Source organism: Solicola agrisoli, assembly GCF_049059935.1.
Taxonomy (GTDB): domain Bacteria; phylum Actinomycetota; class Actinomycetes; order Propionibacteriales; family Nocardioidaceae; genus JAURVT01.
The window spans coordinates 48361-65877 of sequence record NZ_JBMGQR010000015.1 but is presented as its reverse complement, the minus strand read 5'-3'; the positions used below and the strand labels follow the sequence as shown (position 1 = coordinate 65877).

Annotated in this window: 15 protein-coding genes; 6 read left to right on the top strand and 9 right to left on the bottom strand. The window is 73.4% G+C overall.

Annotation, left to right across the window (positions count from 1 at the left end):
- Nucleotides 1-72 precede the first annotated feature (72 nt).
- The 4 genes from ACI6PP_RS08080 to ACI6PP_RS08065 all read left to right on the top strand — a co-directional run bounded on the left by ACI6PP_RS08080 (nucleotide 73) and on the right by ACI6PP_RS08065 (nucleotide 3274).
- Nucleotides 73-1572: an APC family permease gene (locus tag ACI6PP_RS08080; RefSeq protein ID WP_421110631.1), complete on the top strand. Its 1500-nt coding sequence runs from the start codon at nucleotides 73-75 to the stop codon at nucleotides 1570-1572.
- Nucleotides 1572-1994, top strand: a complete 423-nt coding sequence (locus tag ACI6PP_RS08075; RefSeq protein ID WP_421110629.1) for a universal stress protein — start codon at nucleotides 1572-1574, stop codon at nucleotides 1992-1994. Before ACI6PP_RS08080 ends, ACI6PP_RS08075 begins: the two co-directional genes overlap by 1 nt.
- On the top strand, nucleotides 1987-2532 hold the full coding sequence (locus ACI6PP_RS08070; protein WP_421110627.1) for a DUF6636 domain-containing protein: 546 nt from the start codon (nucleotides 1987-1989) through the stop codon (nucleotides 2530-2532). The genes ACI6PP_RS08075 and ACI6PP_RS08070 overlap by 8 nt, the downstream gene beginning before the upstream one ends.
- Before the next feature lie 67 nt (nucleotides 2533-2599).
- Entirely contained in the window at nucleotides 2600-3274 is a 675-nt protein-coding gene (locus ACI6PP_RS08065) for an NUDIX hydrolase (RefSeq protein WP_421110626.1), read from the top strand.
- Nucleotides 3275-3299: 25 nt separating this feature from the next.
- Here the strand turns inward: ACI6PP_RS08065 and ACI6PP_RS08060 are convergent, their stop codons facing one another.
- From ACI6PP_RS08060 to ACI6PP_RS08035, 6 genes are all read right to left on the bottom strand, one after another.
- Nucleotides 3300-5417, bottom strand: a complete 2118-nt coding sequence (locus ACI6PP_RS08060; RefSeq protein ID WP_421110624.1) for a RecQ family ATP-dependent DNA helicase — start codon at nucleotides 5415-5417, stop codon at nucleotides 3300-3302.
- Between the two features lie 88 nt (nucleotides 5418-5505).
- Nucleotides 5506-8019, bottom strand: a complete 2514-nt coding sequence (secD, locus tag ACI6PP_RS08055) for a protein translocase subunit SecD (RefSeq protein ID WP_421110623.1) — start codon at nucleotides 8017-8019, stop codon at nucleotides 5506-5508.
- Between the two features lie 71 nt (nucleotides 8020-8090).
- Entirely contained in the window at nucleotides 8091-8465 is a 375-nt protein-coding gene (locus ACI6PP_RS08050) for a hypothetical protein (protein ID WP_421110621.1), read from the bottom strand.
- Between the two features lie 45 nt (nucleotides 8466-8510).
- The gene (locus tag ACI6PP_RS08045) at nucleotides 8511-10079 is read right to left on the bottom strand and encodes an alkaline phosphatase D family protein (protein ID WP_421110619.1); all 1569 of its coding nucleotides are present in this window, start codon (nucleotides 10077-10079) and stop codon (nucleotides 8511-8513) included.
- Between the two features lie 79 nt (nucleotides 10080-10158).
- Nucleotides 10159-11505: a C1 family peptidase gene (locus ACI6PP_RS08040; RefSeq protein ID WP_421110617.1), complete on the bottom strand. Its 1347-nt coding sequence runs from the start codon at nucleotides 11503-11505 to the stop codon at nucleotides 10159-10161.
- Nucleotides 11502-12887: a dihydrolipoyl dehydrogenase family protein gene (locus ACI6PP_RS08035; protein ID WP_421110615.1), complete on the bottom strand. Its 1386-nt coding sequence runs from the start codon at nucleotides 12885-12887 to the stop codon at nucleotides 11502-11504. The genes ACI6PP_RS08040 and ACI6PP_RS08035 overlap by 4 nt, the downstream gene beginning before the upstream one ends.
- Nucleotides 12888-12923: 36 nt before the next feature.
- On the opposite strand from ACI6PP_RS08035, the gene ACI6PP_RS08030 reads away from it, so the two are divergent.
- Nucleotides 12924-13820 carry a GNAT family N-acetyltransferase gene (locus ACI6PP_RS08030; RefSeq protein ID WP_421110614.1) on the top strand — a complete coding sequence of 299 codons (897 nt, stop codon included), beginning with the start codon at nucleotides 12924-12926 and terminating at the stop codon, nucleotides 13818-13820.
- Nucleotides 13817-14431: a class I SAM-dependent methyltransferase gene (locus ACI6PP_RS08025; protein WP_421110612.1), complete on the top strand. Its 615-nt coding sequence runs from the start codon at nucleotides 13817-13819 to the stop codon at nucleotides 14429-14431. The genes ACI6PP_RS08030 and ACI6PP_RS08025 overlap by 4 nt, the downstream gene beginning before the upstream one ends.
- A 553-nt stretch (nucleotides 14432-14984) precedes the next feature.
- On the opposite strand, the gene ACI6PP_RS08020 is transcribed toward ACI6PP_RS08025, so the two are convergent.
- The 3 genes from ACI6PP_RS08020 to ACI6PP_RS08010 are packed head-to-tail and all read right to left on the bottom strand — an operon-like array spanning nucleotide 14985 to nucleotide 17513.
- Nucleotides 14985-15590: a hypothetical protein gene (locus ACI6PP_RS08020; RefSeq protein WP_421110611.1), complete on the bottom strand. Its 606-nt coding sequence runs from the start codon at nucleotides 15588-15590 to the stop codon at nucleotides 14985-14987.
- 49 nt (nucleotides 15591-15639) lie between these two features.
- A complete protein-coding gene (locus ACI6PP_RS08015; RefSeq protein WP_421110610.1) occupies nucleotides 15640-16920 on the bottom strand; it encodes a ribonuclease D in 1281 nt (426 codons plus the stop codon).
- Entirely contained in the window at nucleotides 16917-17513 is a 597-nt protein-coding gene (locus ACI6PP_RS08010) for a DUF3000 domain-containing protein (protein ID WP_421110608.1), read from the bottom strand. The genes ACI6PP_RS08015 and ACI6PP_RS08010 overlap by 4 nt, the downstream gene beginning before the upstream one ends.
- Nucleotides 17514-17517 lie beyond the last annotated feature (4 nt).

Genomic DNA, 17517 nt, shown 5'->3' with positions numbered 1-17517 from the left:
GGACACGGCCCCCGCCGACGTGTTCGATGGTGCCCTCCCACCCCGCACGGGGAGGGCCGAGAGGAGCACCCCGTGTCGCAGACGGAGCAGGACGCCGGTCTCAAGAAGGGCGCGATCGGATTCGTCGACGCCGTCGTGATCGGGCTGGCCTCGACGTCGCCCGCCTACTCGCTGGCCGCGATCATCGGCGCCGTGGTCGCCCTGGTGGGCGTCCACGCACCGGGCGTGCTGATCGCGTCGTTCGTCCCCATGCTCATGATCGCGTCGGCGTTCTACTACCTGAACAAGGTCGACCAGGACTGCGGCACCACGTTCTCCTGGGTCACCCGGGCGATGGGCCCGTGGTTCGGCTGGTTCGGCGGCTGGGCGATCTCGATGACCGGCGTGCTGGTGGTCGGCTCGCTCGCCGACGTCGGCGTGCGCTTCGGGCTGCTCGCGGTCGGCCTGGACTCCGCGGCCGACTCGATGCCCATCCGGATGTCGCTCGCCGTCGTCCTCATCCTCGCCATGACCGCGCTGTGCGTCATCGGCACCGAGGTGTCGGCCAAGTTCCAGAACGTCCTGATCATCGCGCAGGTCGTCACCCTGCTGGTGTTCGCCGTGGTCGCGCTCTACCGCGTCTACGCCGACACCAGCTCGCTGGACTCGATCGACCCGTCGCTGTCGTGGCTCAACCCGTTCGCCTCGGGCGGCGGTGCGCTGTCGTCGGGCCTGCTGCTGGGCGTCTTCGCGTACTGGGGCTGGGAGTCGGCGGTGAACCTCACCGAGGAGACCGAGGACTCCGCGAGCGCACCGGGTCGCGCCGGCATCGTCTCGACCATCGTCCTGCTGGTCACCTACGTGGGCGTCGCCTACGCCGTCGTGGCCTACGCCGGCACCGGCTTCCTGGCGGCCAACCAGGACGAGGAGGAGAGCATCTTCGCGCTCCTGGGCGACCAGGTCCTCGGTGGCTGGTCGTGGCTGCTCCTCGTCGCGGTGGCCACGTCGGCCGTCGCGTCCACGCAGACGACGATCATCCCCGCCTCGCGCACCGGCCTGTCGATGGCCCGACGCGCGGCGCTCCCGTCCACCTTCGCGCACATCTCGCCCCGGTTCCGCACCCCCGACGTCAGCACCTGGTGGGTCGCCGGCATCGCGATCGTCTGGTACGTCTTCGTCAGCATCGTCAGCGAGAACGCGCTGTTCGACTCGCTCAGCGCGCTGGCCCTGCTCATCGCGTTCTACTACGCGCTCACCGGCATCGCGTGCGCGGTCTACTACCGCCACCAGCTGCTGAAGAGCGCCACGAACTTCTTCCTGATCGGCGTCGGCCCGCTCATCGGCTCGGCCCTGCTCATCTGGCTGCTCGTCAAGTCCGTCATCGACCTGTCCGACCCGGACAACTCCTACACCGGCGCCGCGTGGTTCGGTCTCGGCCCGCCGCTCGTCATCGGCATCGGCATCATGCTGGTCGGCGTCGTGGTGATGTTCGTCTGGCGCACCCAGGACAAGCGGTTCTGGCAGGAGCGGGCCGGTACTGTCGACCCGGCGCTGCTCGTCCCGGGCCGCGCCGACGACGAGGGGAGCCGCTGATGTCGATCGTCCTGGGCTACGACGAGTCGCCCGGCGCCTCGCGCGCCCTCGTCACGGCCATCGACCTCGCGCGGACGTTCGCCGAGCCGCTCGTCCTGGTCTACGGCGTCAACCCGCCCGGGTACACGGGGGAGGAGTTCGACTCCCACCAGGCCGCGCTCACCGAGATCGGCCGCCGCGCCGTCGACCACGCGGTCGTCGATGCCGAGAAGGCCGGGGTCGAGACCGTGGTGGAGCTCGTCGACGCCAAGCCCGTCCAGGCCCTGATCGACGCCGCCGACCAGCACGACGCCCGGATGATCGTCGTGGGCACCTGGGGCGAGAGCCCGATCCGCGGCGCGATGCTGGGCTCGGTGCCGCACAAGCTGCTCCACCTGACGGACCGTCCCGTGCTGTGCGTGCCCGCAGAGGACCATGACTAGGGCGCGTCCCGTCGTCCTCGCGGTGCTGCTGCTGACGCTCGTCCTCGCCGGGTGCGGACGAGCGCGCGACGTCGTGCGCGCCGAGCCCGAGCCCGGGCCCACGACCGGCGGTTCGAGCCAGACCACGCCGCCGGCCCCGTCGCCGACGCCCACCGGTGCCCCGACCAGCCCGCCGACGGTGGACCTGCCCGACATCGTCGGCGCCATCGCCTCCTTCACCACCCCGACCGGCAACATCGGCTGCTACATCGGGTCGCAGGGTGCACGGTGCGACATCCGGGAGCGCTCGTTCGAGCCTCCCGCCGAGCCCGAGTCGTGCGGTCTCGCGTGGGGCAACAGCCTCGAGGTCGGGGCCGACGGGGCCGGGTTCGCCTGCGTCGGCGACACCGTGATGGGGTCCGACACGATCCTCAAGTACGGCAACTCCACGCTCGTGGGCGACTACGGCTGCACCAGCGCGACCACGGGTGTGACGTGCGTCAACCGCTCGACGGGGCACGGGTTCTCGCTGTCGCGGGCCTCGGCCAGGACGTTCTGACCGGCGCGCCGAGCGTGTCGCCGCGCCCTCGGGCGGGCACGGGTGCCTCTCACCGTAGAGTCCTGCCATGAGCGCGTCGGAGGTCCATGTCAGCGTCGACATCGTGGTCCTGACGCTTCGTGACTCACGGCTGCGCGCGCTGCTGATCCGCCGCAGCGAGGAGCCCTACCGCGGCTACCTCGCCCTGCCGGGCGGCTCGGTCGGTGCCGACGAGGACCTCGACCAGGCCGCCGGGCGCGTGTTGCGCGAGGAGACCGCGGTCGACATCGACCTGGTGCACCTCGAGCAGGTCGCTGCCTACGGCGCGCCCAGGCGCGACCCCCGTGCCCGCACGGTGTCGGTGACCTACCTCGCCGTGCTGCCCGACCTGCCCGAGCCGCGCGCCGGCGTCACGCAGTCGTCGGCGGAGTGGCTGGCCGTCGAGGACCTCGACAGCGCCGAGCTCGCCTTCGACCACCACGTCATCCTCGACGAGGCCGTGGAGCGCGCGCGCTCGAAGCTGGAGTACTCGCCCCTGGCGGCGGCCTTCTGCAGCCGCTACTTCACGATCGCCGAGCTGCGACGCGTGTACGAGATCGTCTGGGGCCGCAAGCTCGACCCCGCCAACTTCCACCGCAAGGTGACCGGCGCCGACGGCTTCATCCGCGCGACCGACCGCACCAACTCCGGCGGCCCGGGACGCCCGGCCAAGATCTTCGAGCTGGGCGACGCCAAGGTCGTCCACCCGCCCATCCTGCGCTGACGCCGGCACCCGCCGCGGTGGGTGCTCAGGTGTCGGTGGCGAGCACGAAGGGCAGCACCTGCGCGGCGCCGGCCTGCAGGAGCAGCCGTGCGTGCAGGGCCAGCGTCCACCCGGTGACGACGCGGTCGTCGACGAGCAGGACCCGACGTCCGGCGACGGCCTCGGCGACCGAGGCGGGCACCTCGTGGCGCCCGTGGACGGCGATGACGCGCTGGGCGGAGTTCATCGCCCCGCGGCCGGTGGACGGGTCGCCCACGAGCGCCAGCCCGCCGCCGAACGGCACCTTGAGGAAGCGGGCCAGCCCCTCGGCGAGGTGGTGGGTGAGCACCGGGTGCGACGCGGACTGGGTGCCGACCACCACCTCGGGCGGGCCGTCGGGCCACTCCCAGGCGCCGAGCACCTCGGCCGCGGCGTGGCGCAGCGGGATGGGGACCTCGCCGTCGGGGGCGCCGCTGGCGAACAGGTCGCGCAGCGCCGAGCCCCAGCCGAGGTCGGTGAGCCGGGCGACGGCGCGGCCGGGAGCGGCCTGCGCGTCCGCCGGGATCTTGCCCTTGAGGTCGACGCCGCGGTCGGGGAGCCCGGTGGGCCACATGCGGCGCGGGTCGACGACCACGCCGGGGCGCTCGAGCCAGTCGCGGGCGCCGTCGCTGGCCGAGGTGTCGACGTCGGCGGTGAGCTCGAGCCCGCCGCAGTTGTCGCAGCGACCGCAGCGGGCGCCGTCCTCGAGCTCGGGGTCGTCGAGGCAGCGGCGCAGGAAGGCCAGCCGGCAGTCCGTCGTGCGGACGTACTCGAGCATCGTGTCCTGCTCGCGGTGGCGGGCCTCGGCCACGCGGTCGTAGCGCTCGCGGTCGTACTCCCACGGCTCGCCGGTGGAGGTCCACCCGCCCCGCACGCGCTTGACGGCGCCGTCGACGTCGAGGACCTTGAGCATCGCCTCCAACCGGGTACGCCGCAGCGGCACCTGGGTCTCGAGCAGGGCGGTCGACACCGCGCCCTCGGCGCCCTCGAGCGCGGCGAGCGTCTCGCGCACCACGTCGGACGGCGGGAACGACAGCGAGCCGAAGTAGTCCCAGACCGCCTTGTCCTCGCGGCCGGGCAGCAGCACCACGGTGGCGTCGTCGACGGCGCGACCCGCACGTCCGACCTGCTGGTAGTACGCGATCGGGCTGGGCGGCGCGCCGAGGTGCACCACGAAGCCGAGGTCGGGCTTGTCGAAGCCCATGCCGAGCGCGGACGTGGCCACCAGGGCCTTGACGCGGTTGTTCAGCAGGTCGTCCTCGGCGGCGAGGCGCTCGGCCTGCTCGGTCTGGCCGGAGTAGGAGCGCACCTCGTGCCCGCGGCTGCGCAGGAACTCGGCGACGTCGGCGGTGGCGGCGACCGTCAGGCAGTAGACGATGCCCGAGCCGGGCAGCTGGTGCAGGTGGTCGGCCAGCCAGGCCAGCCGGTGCTGCTGGTCGTCGAGCTCGACGACGCCGAGGCGCAGGGACGTGCGGTCGAGCGACCCGCGCAGCACGAGGACGTCCTCGAGGGTGGCGTCGCCGCGGCGCGACAGCTGCTCGGCGACGTCGGTGGTGACGCGCTCGTTGGCGGTGGCGGTGGTGGCCAGCACCGGGATGCCCTCGGGCAGCTCGGCCAGGAGGTTGCGGATGCGGCGGTAGTCGGGACGGAAGTCGTGGCCCCAGTCGGAGATGCAGTGCGCCTCGTCGACCACCAGCAGGCCCGCCGACGCGGCGAGGTCGGGCAGCACCTGGTCGCGGAACTCGGGGTTGTTCAGCCGCTCGGGGGAGACGAGCAGGACGTCGATGCGTCCGGCCTTGACGTCCTCGTACGTCTCGCGCCACGCCTCGGGGTTGGTGGAGTTGATCGTCACGGCGTTGATGCCGGCCCGCTCGGCGGCGGCCACCTGGTTGCGCATCAGCGCGAGCAGCGGCGACACGATCACCGTCGCACCGGCGCCGCGCGCACGCAGCAGGGCGGTGGCGACGAAGTAGACCGCCGACTTGCCCCACCCGGTGCGCTGCACCACCAGGGTGCGGCGGTGGTCGGCGACGAGGGCCTCGATCGCGGTCCACTGGTCGTCGCGGAGGCGCGCGTCGGGTGACCCGACGAGCTCTTGCAGGTGCTTCTCGGCTTCTTCACGCACTCCCGCAGTCTCGCCCACCGCACCGACAGGCCCGCGCCCGGCGGGTGCCGGACGCGGGCCTGGGGTGCTGCGGGTGCCGCGGGAGCGGCTAGGAGGTGCCGCTCTCGCGACCCGCGTGGACGATGTCCGCGTACGGGTCGGCCTGCTTCTTCTCGGACTTCTCCTTCTGCGGGAACCGCTCCTGCAGAACGACGGCGATCGCCGACGCGGTGAAGATCGTCGACAGGATGCCGACCGACAGGCCGATCAGCAGCGCGATCGCGAAGTCCGTCAGCGAGTCGCCACCGAGGAAGGCGAGCGCCGCGAGGATGAACATGGCGCCCAGACCGGTGTTGATGGTGCGGGGGATCGTCGCCAGGATCGCGTCGTTCACCTCCTGCCGCAGCGGCTTGTCGAGCTTGTCGCGGAGCTTCTCGCGGATGCGGTCGAAGATGACGATCGTGTCGTTGACCGCCAGTCCGATGATCGACAGGATCGCCGCCAGGAACACGCCGTCGATCGGCTTGCCCCACCAGGCGAACACGCCGACGACGGTGAGCACGACCGACGCCATCGAGAGCACGGCGCCCGCGGCGAAGGTCCAGCGGAACCGGAACGCCAGGTAGATCATCTGCGCCGCGACGGCGATCGCGAACGCGATCAGGGCCTGGTTGCGCAGCTCCTGGCCGAGGCTCGGGCCGATGAGCTCGTCGCGCTCCTTGGTGACCTCGCCACCGGTGGACGACGCGACGGCGTCCTCGATCGTGACCGCCTCGTCGTTGGTGATCTGGTCGGTGCGGACGGTGATGTTCTCGTTCTGGCCGTCGCCCGACGACTCCTGGACGACCGCGGACGGGAAGCCCGCGTCGCCGACGGCGGTGCGCACGGTCTCGGGGTCGGCGGCCTGGGCCGTGGAGAACTCCAGGATGCGGCCGCCGGTGAACTCGACGCCGAGGTTCAGGCCCCGCGCGAGGATCCCGCCGATCGACACCACGGCGACCGCGACGGTGATCCCGATCCACAGCCCGCTGCGGCGCATGATGTACGGCCCGCTCTCGGTGAGCCAGGTGCGGAACCGTCCGTTGCCCGCGATGCCGCTCAGGGCGGGCCTGTCGTCGGCGAACCGGCGTCGGGCGTAGCTCTCGGTGAGCACGCGGGCGATGACGAGCGCCGACAGCATCGAGGCGATGACGCCGATGGACAGCGTGACGCCGAAGCCGCGCACCGGGCCGGACGCGAGGAAGAACAGCAGCCCGGCGGCCAGCAGAGTGGTGATGTTGGAGTCGAGGATCGCGCTCCAGGCCTTCTTGTAGCCGGTGTCGAGCGCGGAGGCGAGACCGTCACCCCGTCTCAGGGCGTACTCCTCCCGCGCGCGCTCGAACACGAGCACGTTGGCGTCGATGGCCAGGCCGATGGCGAGCACGAAGCCCGCGAGCCCGGGCAGGGTCAGCGTCGCCCCCAGCCAGATCAGGATGGCGTAGGAGATCAACGCGTACGTCGCGAGGGCGATCGTGGCGAGGAAGCCGACGAAGCGGTAGACGAGCACGATGAAGATGCCGGTGAGGGCGATGCCGATGATGCCGGCCTCGATGGAGGCGTCGATGGCGGCCGCACCGAGCGTGGGGCCGACGGTGCGCTGCTCGATGACGTCGACCGGAACGGGCAGCGAGCCGCCCTTGATCAGGACGGCGAGGTCCTTGGCGGACTCCAGCGTGAAGTCGCCGGTGATCGACGTGCTGCTGCCGCCGCCGCTCTGGCAGAGCGCCGGGACGATGCCGGGCGAGGAGATGATCTCGTTGTCGAGCACGATCGCGATGCGCTGCCCGTTGGCCGGGTCGGCGCACGCGGCCTGGACCAGGCCGCCCCACGCGGGAGCGCCGGTGCCGTTGAAGCTGACGTTGACGACCCACTGCAGGCCGCCCTCGGGCTGGCCCTCGGCCGCGTCGCTGACGCCGTTGCCGTCGAGCGCCTGGGCGGCCAGCGCCACCGGCGCGCCGGACTCGTCGGGCAGGACGAGCGGCTGGCCCGTCGGCTGCGCGCCGTCGGTGACGGGCTCGACCTCGGCCGGGTCGTCGCCGTCGGCCTCGGCGTCCTCGCGGGCCTGGGCGGTGGCGGCCTCGTTGGCCGCGGTCTGCGCCGCCTCGTACTCCTCGGGCGTCGCGGCCTGGTTGGTCACCTGGTGGAAGGTGAGCTGCGCGGTCTTGCCGATCACCTCGGCGGCCTCGCGGGGGTCCTGGATGCCGGGGAGCTCGACGATGATCCGGTTCTCGCCGGAGCGGGCGAGCGTGGGCTCCGCGACGCCCAGGGCGTCGACGCGTCCGCGCAGGATGGTGAGCGCGCGGTCGGTGGCCTCGGCGTCGGCCTGGACCCGGTCGGTGTCCTGGGTCTCCAGGACGATCTGGGTGCCGCCGCTCAGGTCGAGCCCGAGGCGCGGCGCGCCGGTGAAGGCGAGGGCGGCGGCGACGCCCAGGGCCGCGAGGGTGGCGATCGCGCGCCACAGCGGGGCGCGGCTGCCGCTACGAGGTGGTTTCCTGCCGCGGGAGGTCGAGCCCCCGGGGCGCTTGGTGGAGGAGGTCTGGCCGGCCGTGGGGTCGGCCTTGCCGTCGGTCTTGGATCTGAACATGGCCATGAGGGCAGGTGCTTCCGGTGCGGCTCGCGAGCGCGAGGGGTGACGTCAGGGCAGGGAGGACCGGCTCAGGCCGGTGGTGCCCTGCTCGCGCTCGTGGTGCTGACCGGGGCGACCGGCGGCCCGCGGGCCTGGACCTGCTCGACGACGCCGACCTCGCGGGGGGCGTCCAGCCGGACGACGGGCGCGGGCGCGACGTCCGGTGCCACCTGGTGCACGTGGAGGTTCGCGTGGCGCGGGGCGTGGTCGACCGACGAGGCGTGCTGGTGCCCGTCGTCGCCCGTGCCGCTGTGCGTCGAGGCGGAGACCGCCGTCGGTGCCACCGCCGACGCGCCCGACGCGTGTGCCGCGCCGCCGGCGAACCACGAGAGCAGCACCAGCGCCGACGCGAGCAGCAGTGCGCTGCAGCGGCGGCCCCGGAGGGTCTCGTGGCGGGTGGGCATCGGCCGAGTGTAACGGCCGCGGCCCGCCCCGGAGGTCGGCAAGCCCTAGCGCCGGGCGGGCGTCAGGGTGGTCTGGTGCCGGACGCCGCCGTCGATGCCGCGCAGCTGGACGGTGAGCTCCTCGGTGCGCCCGTCGATCTGCACCTCGCCGAAGAACTGGAAGCCCTCGGCCGGGGAGGTGTTGGCCTTCGGCGGCGCCTCGACGTAGACCGCCTCCGGGCCGAACGTGCCGTCGAGCGCGTTGGGGCCGAACGCGCCGGCGTTGAGCGGGCCGGAGACGAACTCCCAGAACGGGTCGAAGCGCTGGTAGGCCGCGCGGTCGGGGGAGTAGTGGTGGGCGGCGGTGTAGTGGACGTCGGCGGTCAACCACACGTGGTTGCGGATGCCGAGGCGCTGGAGGCCGGTGAGCACCTCGGCGATGTCGCGCTCGCGTCCGAGCGGCAGGCCGGGGTCGCCCTGGGCCAGCCCCTCCTGCGCGGTAGTGCCGTCGGGGACGACCAGGCCCAGCGGCAGGTCGGCGGCGATGACCTTCCAGGTCGCCTTGGAGCGGCGCAGCTCGTCGAGGAGCCAGCGGGTCTGCTTGCGCCCGAGGACGCCGCCGTCCGAGCGGGTCTCGCCGTTGGCGGTGTTGGGGTCCTTGTAGGTACGCATGTCGAGCACGAACACGTCGAGCGACGGGCCGTGGTGGATCACGCGGTAGATGCGGCCGTCGGCGTCGGACTGACGCGGGTTGATCGGCACGTACTCGTGGAAGGCCTGCTTGGCGCGACGCGCGAGGACGTCGACGCTCTTCTCGGTGTAGCGGGCGTCGTCGAGGATCTCGCCGGGGTACCAGTTGTTGGTGACCTCGTGGTCGTCCCACTGGTTGACCTGCGGGGTCTGGGCGAGGAAGCGGCGCCAGTTGTCGGCCATCAGGTTGTACTTGTACTGCCCGCGGAACTCGTGCAGGCTCTCGGCCACCTTGGACTTCTCGACCGTCACCAGGTTGGTCCAGGTGCGGCCGTCGGGCAGCGCGACCTTCTCGGTGAGGGGCCCGTCGGCGTAGACGGTGTCGCCGCTGCACAGGAAGAAGTCGGCGTCGCGCGCGGCCATCGCGTCGGCGATCCGGTAGCCGCCGTAGGCGGGGTCGATGCCCCAGCCCTGGCCGGCGATGTCGCCCGACCACAGGAAGCGGACGTCGTCCTTGCGGGCGGGCGCGGTGCGCAGGCGTCCGACGACGGGACGGCCGGGACGTCCCCCGTCGGGGTCGTCGGCCCAGATCCGGTAGGACAGGTCGCGGCCGGGCGGCAGGCCGCGCAGACCGATGCGGCCCGTCAGGTCGGTGCCGAAGGTCGTCCGCGGGCCACGCAGGCGCACGGGGTTGCGGAAGCGGTCGTCGCGGGCCACCTCGACCATCAGCCGGGCGGGCCGGTCCGAGCGGGCCCAGACCGTGGCGGTCGTGGTGCCGACGTCGCCCGACTGGACGCCGTGGGTGAGTGACGGACGTCCGCCGATCACCTGGTTGGGCAGGCCGACGGACGGCTGGTTGAGCAGCGCGGCCGAGCCCATCAGGCCGGCGACACCGCCCACGGCGACCGAGGAGCGCAGGAAGGTACGACGGGGGAGGTCGTTCATGCCTGCACCCTCGCCACCGCGCCGCACGCGGCGGTGAACCCGACCCGACACGGCGGTGAACCGTGCCGGGCGGGCCGGGTCAGCGGGCCAGGGCGCCCATCGGGTCCCAGGCGGGGAGCACCTGCGGCTCGGTGCCGAGGGCGTCGCGCAGCTCGGCCGGGAGGGCGTCACGGCGCACCGCGATCTCGAAGACGTGCTCGGCGAACCAGTTGTCGTTCATCGTGAAGAAGCCCTTGTCGGCCTTCTCGGTGCCCCAGCTGTTCTCGACGCGCCAGCGCCGCGGCACCTGCTCGCCGCCCGGGCCCTCGACGAGGTCGACGCCGGTGAAGAGCATCGCGTGCGTCATCATCGAGTCGCCGAACGCCAGCCGCTCGGCCTTGGTCAGGTCGGTCCGGGTGTCGTAGACGGCGTCGTAGTCGTACAGGCGCGCGTCCCACACGCCGAGGTCGCCGTTGCTCATCTGATCGGTGTCGCAGCCGAACCACACGGGCTCGCCGCCCACGATCGCGTCGGCAGCGAGCTTCTTCATGACTCCGGGCTCGACGTTGAGGTACACCACCGGCGGCTCGCCGACCACGTTGCCGAGGTGCTCGACGGTGAACGTGCGGCCACGCGGGCTGCCGGGGCGCGGGTCGTCGACCAGGCAGACGTAGTCGTCCAGCGGGACCCCGACGTACCGGTCGGCGAACGCACGCGGCGTCATGTCGCCCTCGCGGTGGAAGCCGCGGTCCTTGTCGGTCCACTGCCACCAGAACGACGTCGGGGGCGTGCCGAGGTGCAGGCACAGGAGCCGGTGGACGGTCGCGACGACCTCGCGCTTGTGCTCCTGCAGCTGCTCGGTGTCGTCACCGGCGGACGCACGGGCGCGGAGGTCCTTGGCACCCTGGCGCAGGATGCGCGCGATGCCCTCGTTCATCAGCTTGGTGCTGCTGGACGACTTCGTCTCGGGCATCGCGACCTTGGGCACCAGGCCGTACTTGCGGACGAGTGCGACGAACATGTTCCACTGCCCGCCGTCCTCCGACGGCGAGGAGAGCAGGTGCGCGACGGTGCGGTCGTCGACGTCGCGGTCGGCCGTCGCGAGGATGGCCTCGAGCCAGAAGTTCGCCTTCTCCAGCTTGTCCCAGAACAGCAGCCACGACTGCGAGAACTCGAAGTCCTTGACGTCGAGCTCGTCGCGCGTGCCGGCTCGGAGCAGGTTGGTGCCGGCGAACAGCCAGCATCGTCCGCTCTGCTTCTGGTTGGTGGCGGCCCAGTCGTCGAGCAGGTGCGACACCGAGTGGTCGATGCCGACGACGACCTGGTGGTCGAGCGCCACCTCGGTGACGGCGTTGCGGGTGATCGCGTTCTGCAGCAGGCGGCGTGCCGGGTCGGCGTCGAAGGCCTTGCCCAGCTGCTCGAGCTGCTCGGTGCTGATCTCGCTCATGCGCTCTGCTCCTCATCGGGGTCGTGCAGGTCGGCCAGCGCCGACTCGATCGCGCGGTGGAACGTCGGGTAGGCCCAGATGCTGTGCTGCAGCGTGGCCACGGGCACCTCGCCGCGCACGGCGATCGCCAGTGCGCCCAGGATCTCACCGCCGGACGGGCCGACGGCGGTGGCACCGACGAGCACGCCGCGGTCGGCGTCCTCGACGACCTTGATGACGCCGTCGTTGCCGGGGCCGTGCACGAAGCCGCGGCTGCTCGCCGACAGGTCGGTGACGCCGACGCGGATGCGCAGGCCGGCGTCACGGGCGGACTTCTCGGTCATCCCGACCGAGCCGATCTCGGGGTCGGTGAACGTGACGTGGGGGAGCGCGCGGTAGTCGGCCGGGGGTCCGTCCTCGCCGACGATGTCGCGGTACGCGATGGCCGACTGGTACATCGAGACGTGGGTGAACGCGCCCTTGCCGGCGACGTCGCCGATCGCCCAGAGGCCGTCGGCCACGCGCATGTGATCGTCGACCGGGACGCTTTTGCCACCCGCCTCGACGCCGACCGTCTCCAGGCCGAGGTCGTCGAGGTTGGACGTGCGTCCGGCGGCGACGAGCAGCTGCTCGACCCGGATCGTGCCGTCGCCGAGGTGGATCGTGAAGCCGTCTGCCTCGGAGTGCTCGACCCTCTGGGTCTCGGCGTCGGTGTGGATCGTGATGCCCTCGCGCTCGAAGACCTCGGTGAGGACCGCCGACGCCTCGGGCTCCTCGGGCCCGACGATGCGAGGTCCGTGCTCGATCACGTGCACCGTGGTGCCGAAGCGGGAGAACGCCTGCGCCAGCTCGGCGCCGATCGGGCCGCCGCCGATGACCGCGAGCGACGCGGGCGCCGTCGTCGTCTCGAGGATCTCGTGGTTCGTCCAGTAGGGCGTGCCCTCGAGCCCGTCGATCGGCAGCCGTGCGGGTCGCGTGCCGGTGTTGAGGACGACGCCCTTGCGGGCGACGTAACGGTCGTCGCCGACGACCACGGTTCGCGGGCCGTCGAGGCGGGCGTCGCCGCGGACGAGGGTGGCGCCGGAGTCGGTGAGCCGGTCGGCGGCGACGGTGTCGTCCCAGTTCGTGGTGGCCTCGTCGCGGATGCGTGTTGCCACGAGCCCGAAGTCGGGCTCGACGGTCACAGCACCGCCGATCCGGGGTGTGCGTCGCGTCTCGGCGATGCTGTCGGCCGCGCGGATCACCATCTTGGAGGGGATGCAGCCCCAGTACGGGCACTCGCCGCCCACCAGCCGGCGCTCCACACCCACCACGTCCAGGCCGGCGCGGGCCAGCCGCGCCGCCAGGTCCTCCCCGCCGGGCCCCAGCCCGACGACGACGACGTCCACCTCGTGCGAAGTCACGCGACTTCTCCTCTCGTCGCTGCCATCCTCATCCACATGTCGGACGAACGCAGCACCGGCCGCGCCCTGACCTCCGACGACGCGGCGGCCGTCACCGCGGTGGTCGCGGCGAGCGAGGCGCACGACGACGGGGTGTCGCTGATCGAGGAGGAGGACGTCGCCGCCGACTGGCGTCGCGACGGGTTCGACCTGGCGCGGCAGGCGCGGGGCTGGGAGGTCGACGGGCGGCTGGTGGCGTGCGCCGAGCTGCACCACGGGCGGCTCGAGAACTACGTGCACCCCGCCGCGCGCGGTCGGGGTCTGGGCACCGAGGCGCTGCGGTGGTCGCTCGACCTGGCGCGGTCGCTGGGGGAGTCGTCCGTGGCGCAGACCCTGGCCGTCGGCAACGCCGCGGCGATCGCACTCCTTGAGGCGCACGGGTTCGAGCCGTCGTACGAGTCGTGGGTGCTGGGCCTGCCGTCCGGTGCGTCGCTGCCGGACGCGCAGCTGCCCGACGGGTACGCGCTGCGCGACTACGTGCCGGGGACCGACGAGCGCGTCGCGTACGACGTGATCGAGGGCGCGTTCGGCGAGTGGCCCGGACGGCGTGCGAAGTCGTTCGACGACTGGCGCACGACGACGGTGGGGCGCGAGGACTTCGAGCCCTGGCAGGTGCGGCTCGTCGAGGGCCCGGACGGTGTGGTCGCCGCCTGCGTCAGCAGCCTGCCCGGCGACACCGGCTGGGTCGACCAGCTCGCGGTGGCGGCGCCGCACCGCCGTCGCGGGATCGCGCAGGCGCTGCTCGCCGACGCGTTCGCGACGACGCGGGCGCGCGGCGCCGTCCGGGCCGAGCTCAACACCGACAGCCGCACCGGCGCACTCGGGCTGTACCTCGCCGTCGGCATGGAGGTCGTGCGCAGCTACCGCAACCTCCGCCTCACACTGGACGCATGACGCGCTGGGACGACGTCGGCGTGCGCGTCGACGCAGGGGAGTACGCCTCGCGGTTCGCCGAGGCGGAGGCGTCGGGGCAGGACGTGCACGGCGAGGCGGCGCTGTGCCACGCACTGCTCGGCTCGCCGGGGCGGGTGCTCGACGCGGGCTGCGGCCACGGGCGGGTGGCGATCCGGCTGGCGTCGCTCGGGCACGACGTCGTCGGCGTCGACGCCGCCCCCGACATGGTCGCCCTCGCGCGGACGCTCTCGTCCGCGGTGCGGTGGGTGGACGGCGACCTCGCCTCCCTGTCCGACCTCGGCCTCGGCGGACCGTTCGACCTGGTGGTGGCTGCGGGCAACGTGGTCCCGCTGCTGGCGGCGGGCACCGAGGCGCAGGCGGTCCGGCAGATGGCGTCGGTGCTGCGCCCCGGCGGCCTGCTGCTCGCCGGCTTCGGCCTCGACCCCGACCACCTGCCGCTCGACGAGGCGCCGTTCGGCCTCGACGCGTACGCGCGGTGGTGCGCCGACGCCGGCCTGGTGCCCGCCGAGCGGTGGGCCGGCTGGGCCCGGGAGCCCTGGGACGGTGGCGGCTACGCGGTGAGCCTGCACGCCCGTCCGGGCGAGGAATAGGTGGCGTCGGGCTGGGTGCACCTCACGGCGCATGGCCGCTCGTGGCGGCTAATTTTGGGACCCGGGGCATCCGCAGCCCGACGCCGAGAACAGGCTATCCGAGCGCGGCCCTCCACCCCAGCCGAACCCCGGTGAGCAATCCCACCCACCGACCGGGAATCCCCCTTCCCCCGCCCGCTGACTTCGTCTTCCCCTCCCGCCGACTCCGCCTCCCCCCACCCGCCGAGCGGCGCAAACTCGGGGTCGACACGCGGTCGGGAGCCCGAACTTGCGCCACTCGGTTCGGCTTTTGCGCCACTCGGCGGTCGCACCGCGGAGGGTGCTATCGCGGTGCGGAGGGTGCGGAGGAGAGCGTCGGTCGGACGTCGACCCCGGCCTGGTCCGTCCGTCGCCGCGATCGCGGACGTGACGGGGTCCGCACCCGGGCGCGTCCAGCCCTCGAGTGGCGCAAAACCCGGCACGAGTGGCGCAGATCCGGGCCGGATCGCGCGTGTCGACCCCGAATTTGCGCCACTCGGCGGTTGGGGACGGGGCAGGGGGGTGGGGGACGGGGTCAGGTGAGGGAGCCGGCGCGCTCGAGGCGGGCGGCGTCGCGGAGGACGTCGGCGGTGGCGACGAGGCGAGCGGCGGACTCGACGGAGGCGGGCGGGTCCTCGGAGAGGTGGGCGCGGCCGACGCCGACGAGGCGGGCGAAGGCCGAGGCTCGGTCGAGGGTGTCGGCGAAGTCGCCGGAGACGACGCCGGCCACGACGGTGTCGACGAGGTGCGCGACCTCCTGGGGGCCGGGTGGGTCGACGACGCCTGCGACGACCTCGTCGACGGGGGCGAAGCGGCGCCCGGCGTCGAACTCGCGTGATGCGCGGGCGGGCTCGCGCCGCACCCACGCGCGCAGCACGTACAGGCGCCACAGGACGCCCGACAGCGAGTCGGTGGGGGAGCCGGCCCACAGGTCGGCGAGGGTGTCGAGCCCGTGTTCGTCGGTGAGCCGGACGACCCGGTCGACCAGCCCCTGGTCGTCGTCGGTGCGCGCCCCGCGGACGATCAGCGTCGCGACGCGCGCACCCGCGGCGGTGCGCAGCGCGGGGTCGTCGTCGCCGGGCAGCGAGTCGAAGAAGTCCTCCCCGAGGAACGCGGGGCGGTGGTGCCGGGGTGCGGACATGCGCAAAGCGTAGGACCCGCGGACAACGTCCGCGCGCGTTCGTCCGAGGTCAGTCGTCGGCGGACGCGTCGCCGTCGGCACGCGCGTCGGCGAAGGCCGCGGCGAGCCTCTCGGCCACCAGCCCCACCTGCCACGGACGCGCGCCGAGGCCCGTGAGGAACGCGCCGATCGCGGCGGCGTCGGGCTCGGCGGGCGGCTCCCAGGCGAGACGGCGCAGGGCGTCGGGCAGCAGGACGTTCTCGAGCGGCAGGTCGTGCTCCTCGGCCAGCGATGCGACGACCTCGCGGGCACCGGTGAGCCGGGCGGCGGCCTCGGGGTTGCGGTCGGCCCACAGGCGCGGCGGCGGCGGGCCGTCGAGACGCTGGGACGTGCGCGGGAGGTCGCTCTCGGGGACGGCCATGCCCTCCTCGACCGCCTCCCACCAGTCGTCCAGGAACCGGCGGGGCCCGCGGTTGCGCAGGGCGCCGAGGCTGCGCAGCGCGGAACGGTCGGCCGGCTGGGTGGACGCGATCTCGAGGATCGCGGCGTCGGGGAGGATGCGCCCGGGCGTGGTGTCTCGACGCTCGGCGATCTCGTCGCGGCGGGTCCACAGCGACCGGACGAGCGCCAGCGCGCGTCGTCCGCGGGCCTTGTGGATGCCCGACGTGCGGCGCCACGGCTCCTCGCGGCGACGGGGTCCGTCGAACGACAGCAGCGCCTCGAACTCCTCGGCCGCCCACTCGCGCTTGCCGGCGGCGCGCAGGCGCTCGTCGAGGATGTCGCGCAGCTCGACGAGCACCTCGACGTCGAGCGCGGCGTACTCCAGCCACGGCTCGGGCAGCGGACGCGTGGACCAGTCGGCCGCGGAGTGCTCCTTGGCCAGGGTGTGGCCGAGCAGGTCGTGGACGAGCGACGCGAGCCCCACCTTGGGCAGGTTGAGCAGGCGTCCGGCGAGCTCGGTGTCGAACAGCGCGCGCGGACGCAGGCCCAGCTCGGCCAGGCACACGAGGTCCTGGCTGGCGGCGTGCAGCAGCCACTCGGCGTCGCCGATGGCGTCGTCGAGGGCGCTGAGGTCGCCGAACGGGATCGGGTCGATGAGGAACGTGCCGGCGCCCTCGCGGCGCAGCTGCACCAGGTAGGCGCGGGCGGAGTAGCGGTAGCCCGACGCGCGCTCGGCGTCGAGCGCGACCGGTCCGGTGCCGGCCGCGACCGCGCGGACGACCTCGGCCAGCGCGTCGGGGGTGTCGACCACCGGCGGCAGGGGGTCGCGGAGCCGGAGCGGCGGCAGCGTCTCCTCCGGCTCGGTGGCGTCGACGCCCGCGGCCTCGGGGGCGTCAGGGGCGTCGGTCACCGGCGAGGACCGAGCCCGCCCCGCCGGTTGGGCATCGGCACGACGCCCGCGGCGAGCGGGGGCAGTCCGGCGACGGTGCACAGCAGGTCGCCCCAGGCGCTGACGTGGGCCGCGACGTCGCCGTCGCCGCCGGGCGTCCAGGACGCGCGGATCTCGACCTGCGCCGAGCCGCCGTCGGCGGACATGCCGCCGAAGCCCTCGGTGCGCACGGTGGTGACGCTCCCGCTGGGGGCGACCGCCTCCGCGCCGCGCGAGTCGAGCGCGTCGACGAGCCAGCTCCAGCCCACCTCGGGCAGGACGGGGTCGGCGGCCATTTCGGGGTCGACGTCGGCACGGGCGAAGGTGACCAGGCGGAACGTGCCGCGCCAGGCGTCGTTGCCGGCGGGGTCGTGCAGCAGCACGATGCGGCCGGTGCCGAGCTCCTCGCCGGCCACGACGACGTCGCCGCTCATGGCGAAGGCGTGCGGAGCGATGCGGCTGGGTGCGGGCATCTGCTCGCAGACGACTTCTGGTCTCAAGGGAGCCTCGCGCAGCTGTGACACCGCGCGGGAGAACTCGGCCGGGGGGCCGTCCAGCTCCTTGCGGGCGGGCATGCTC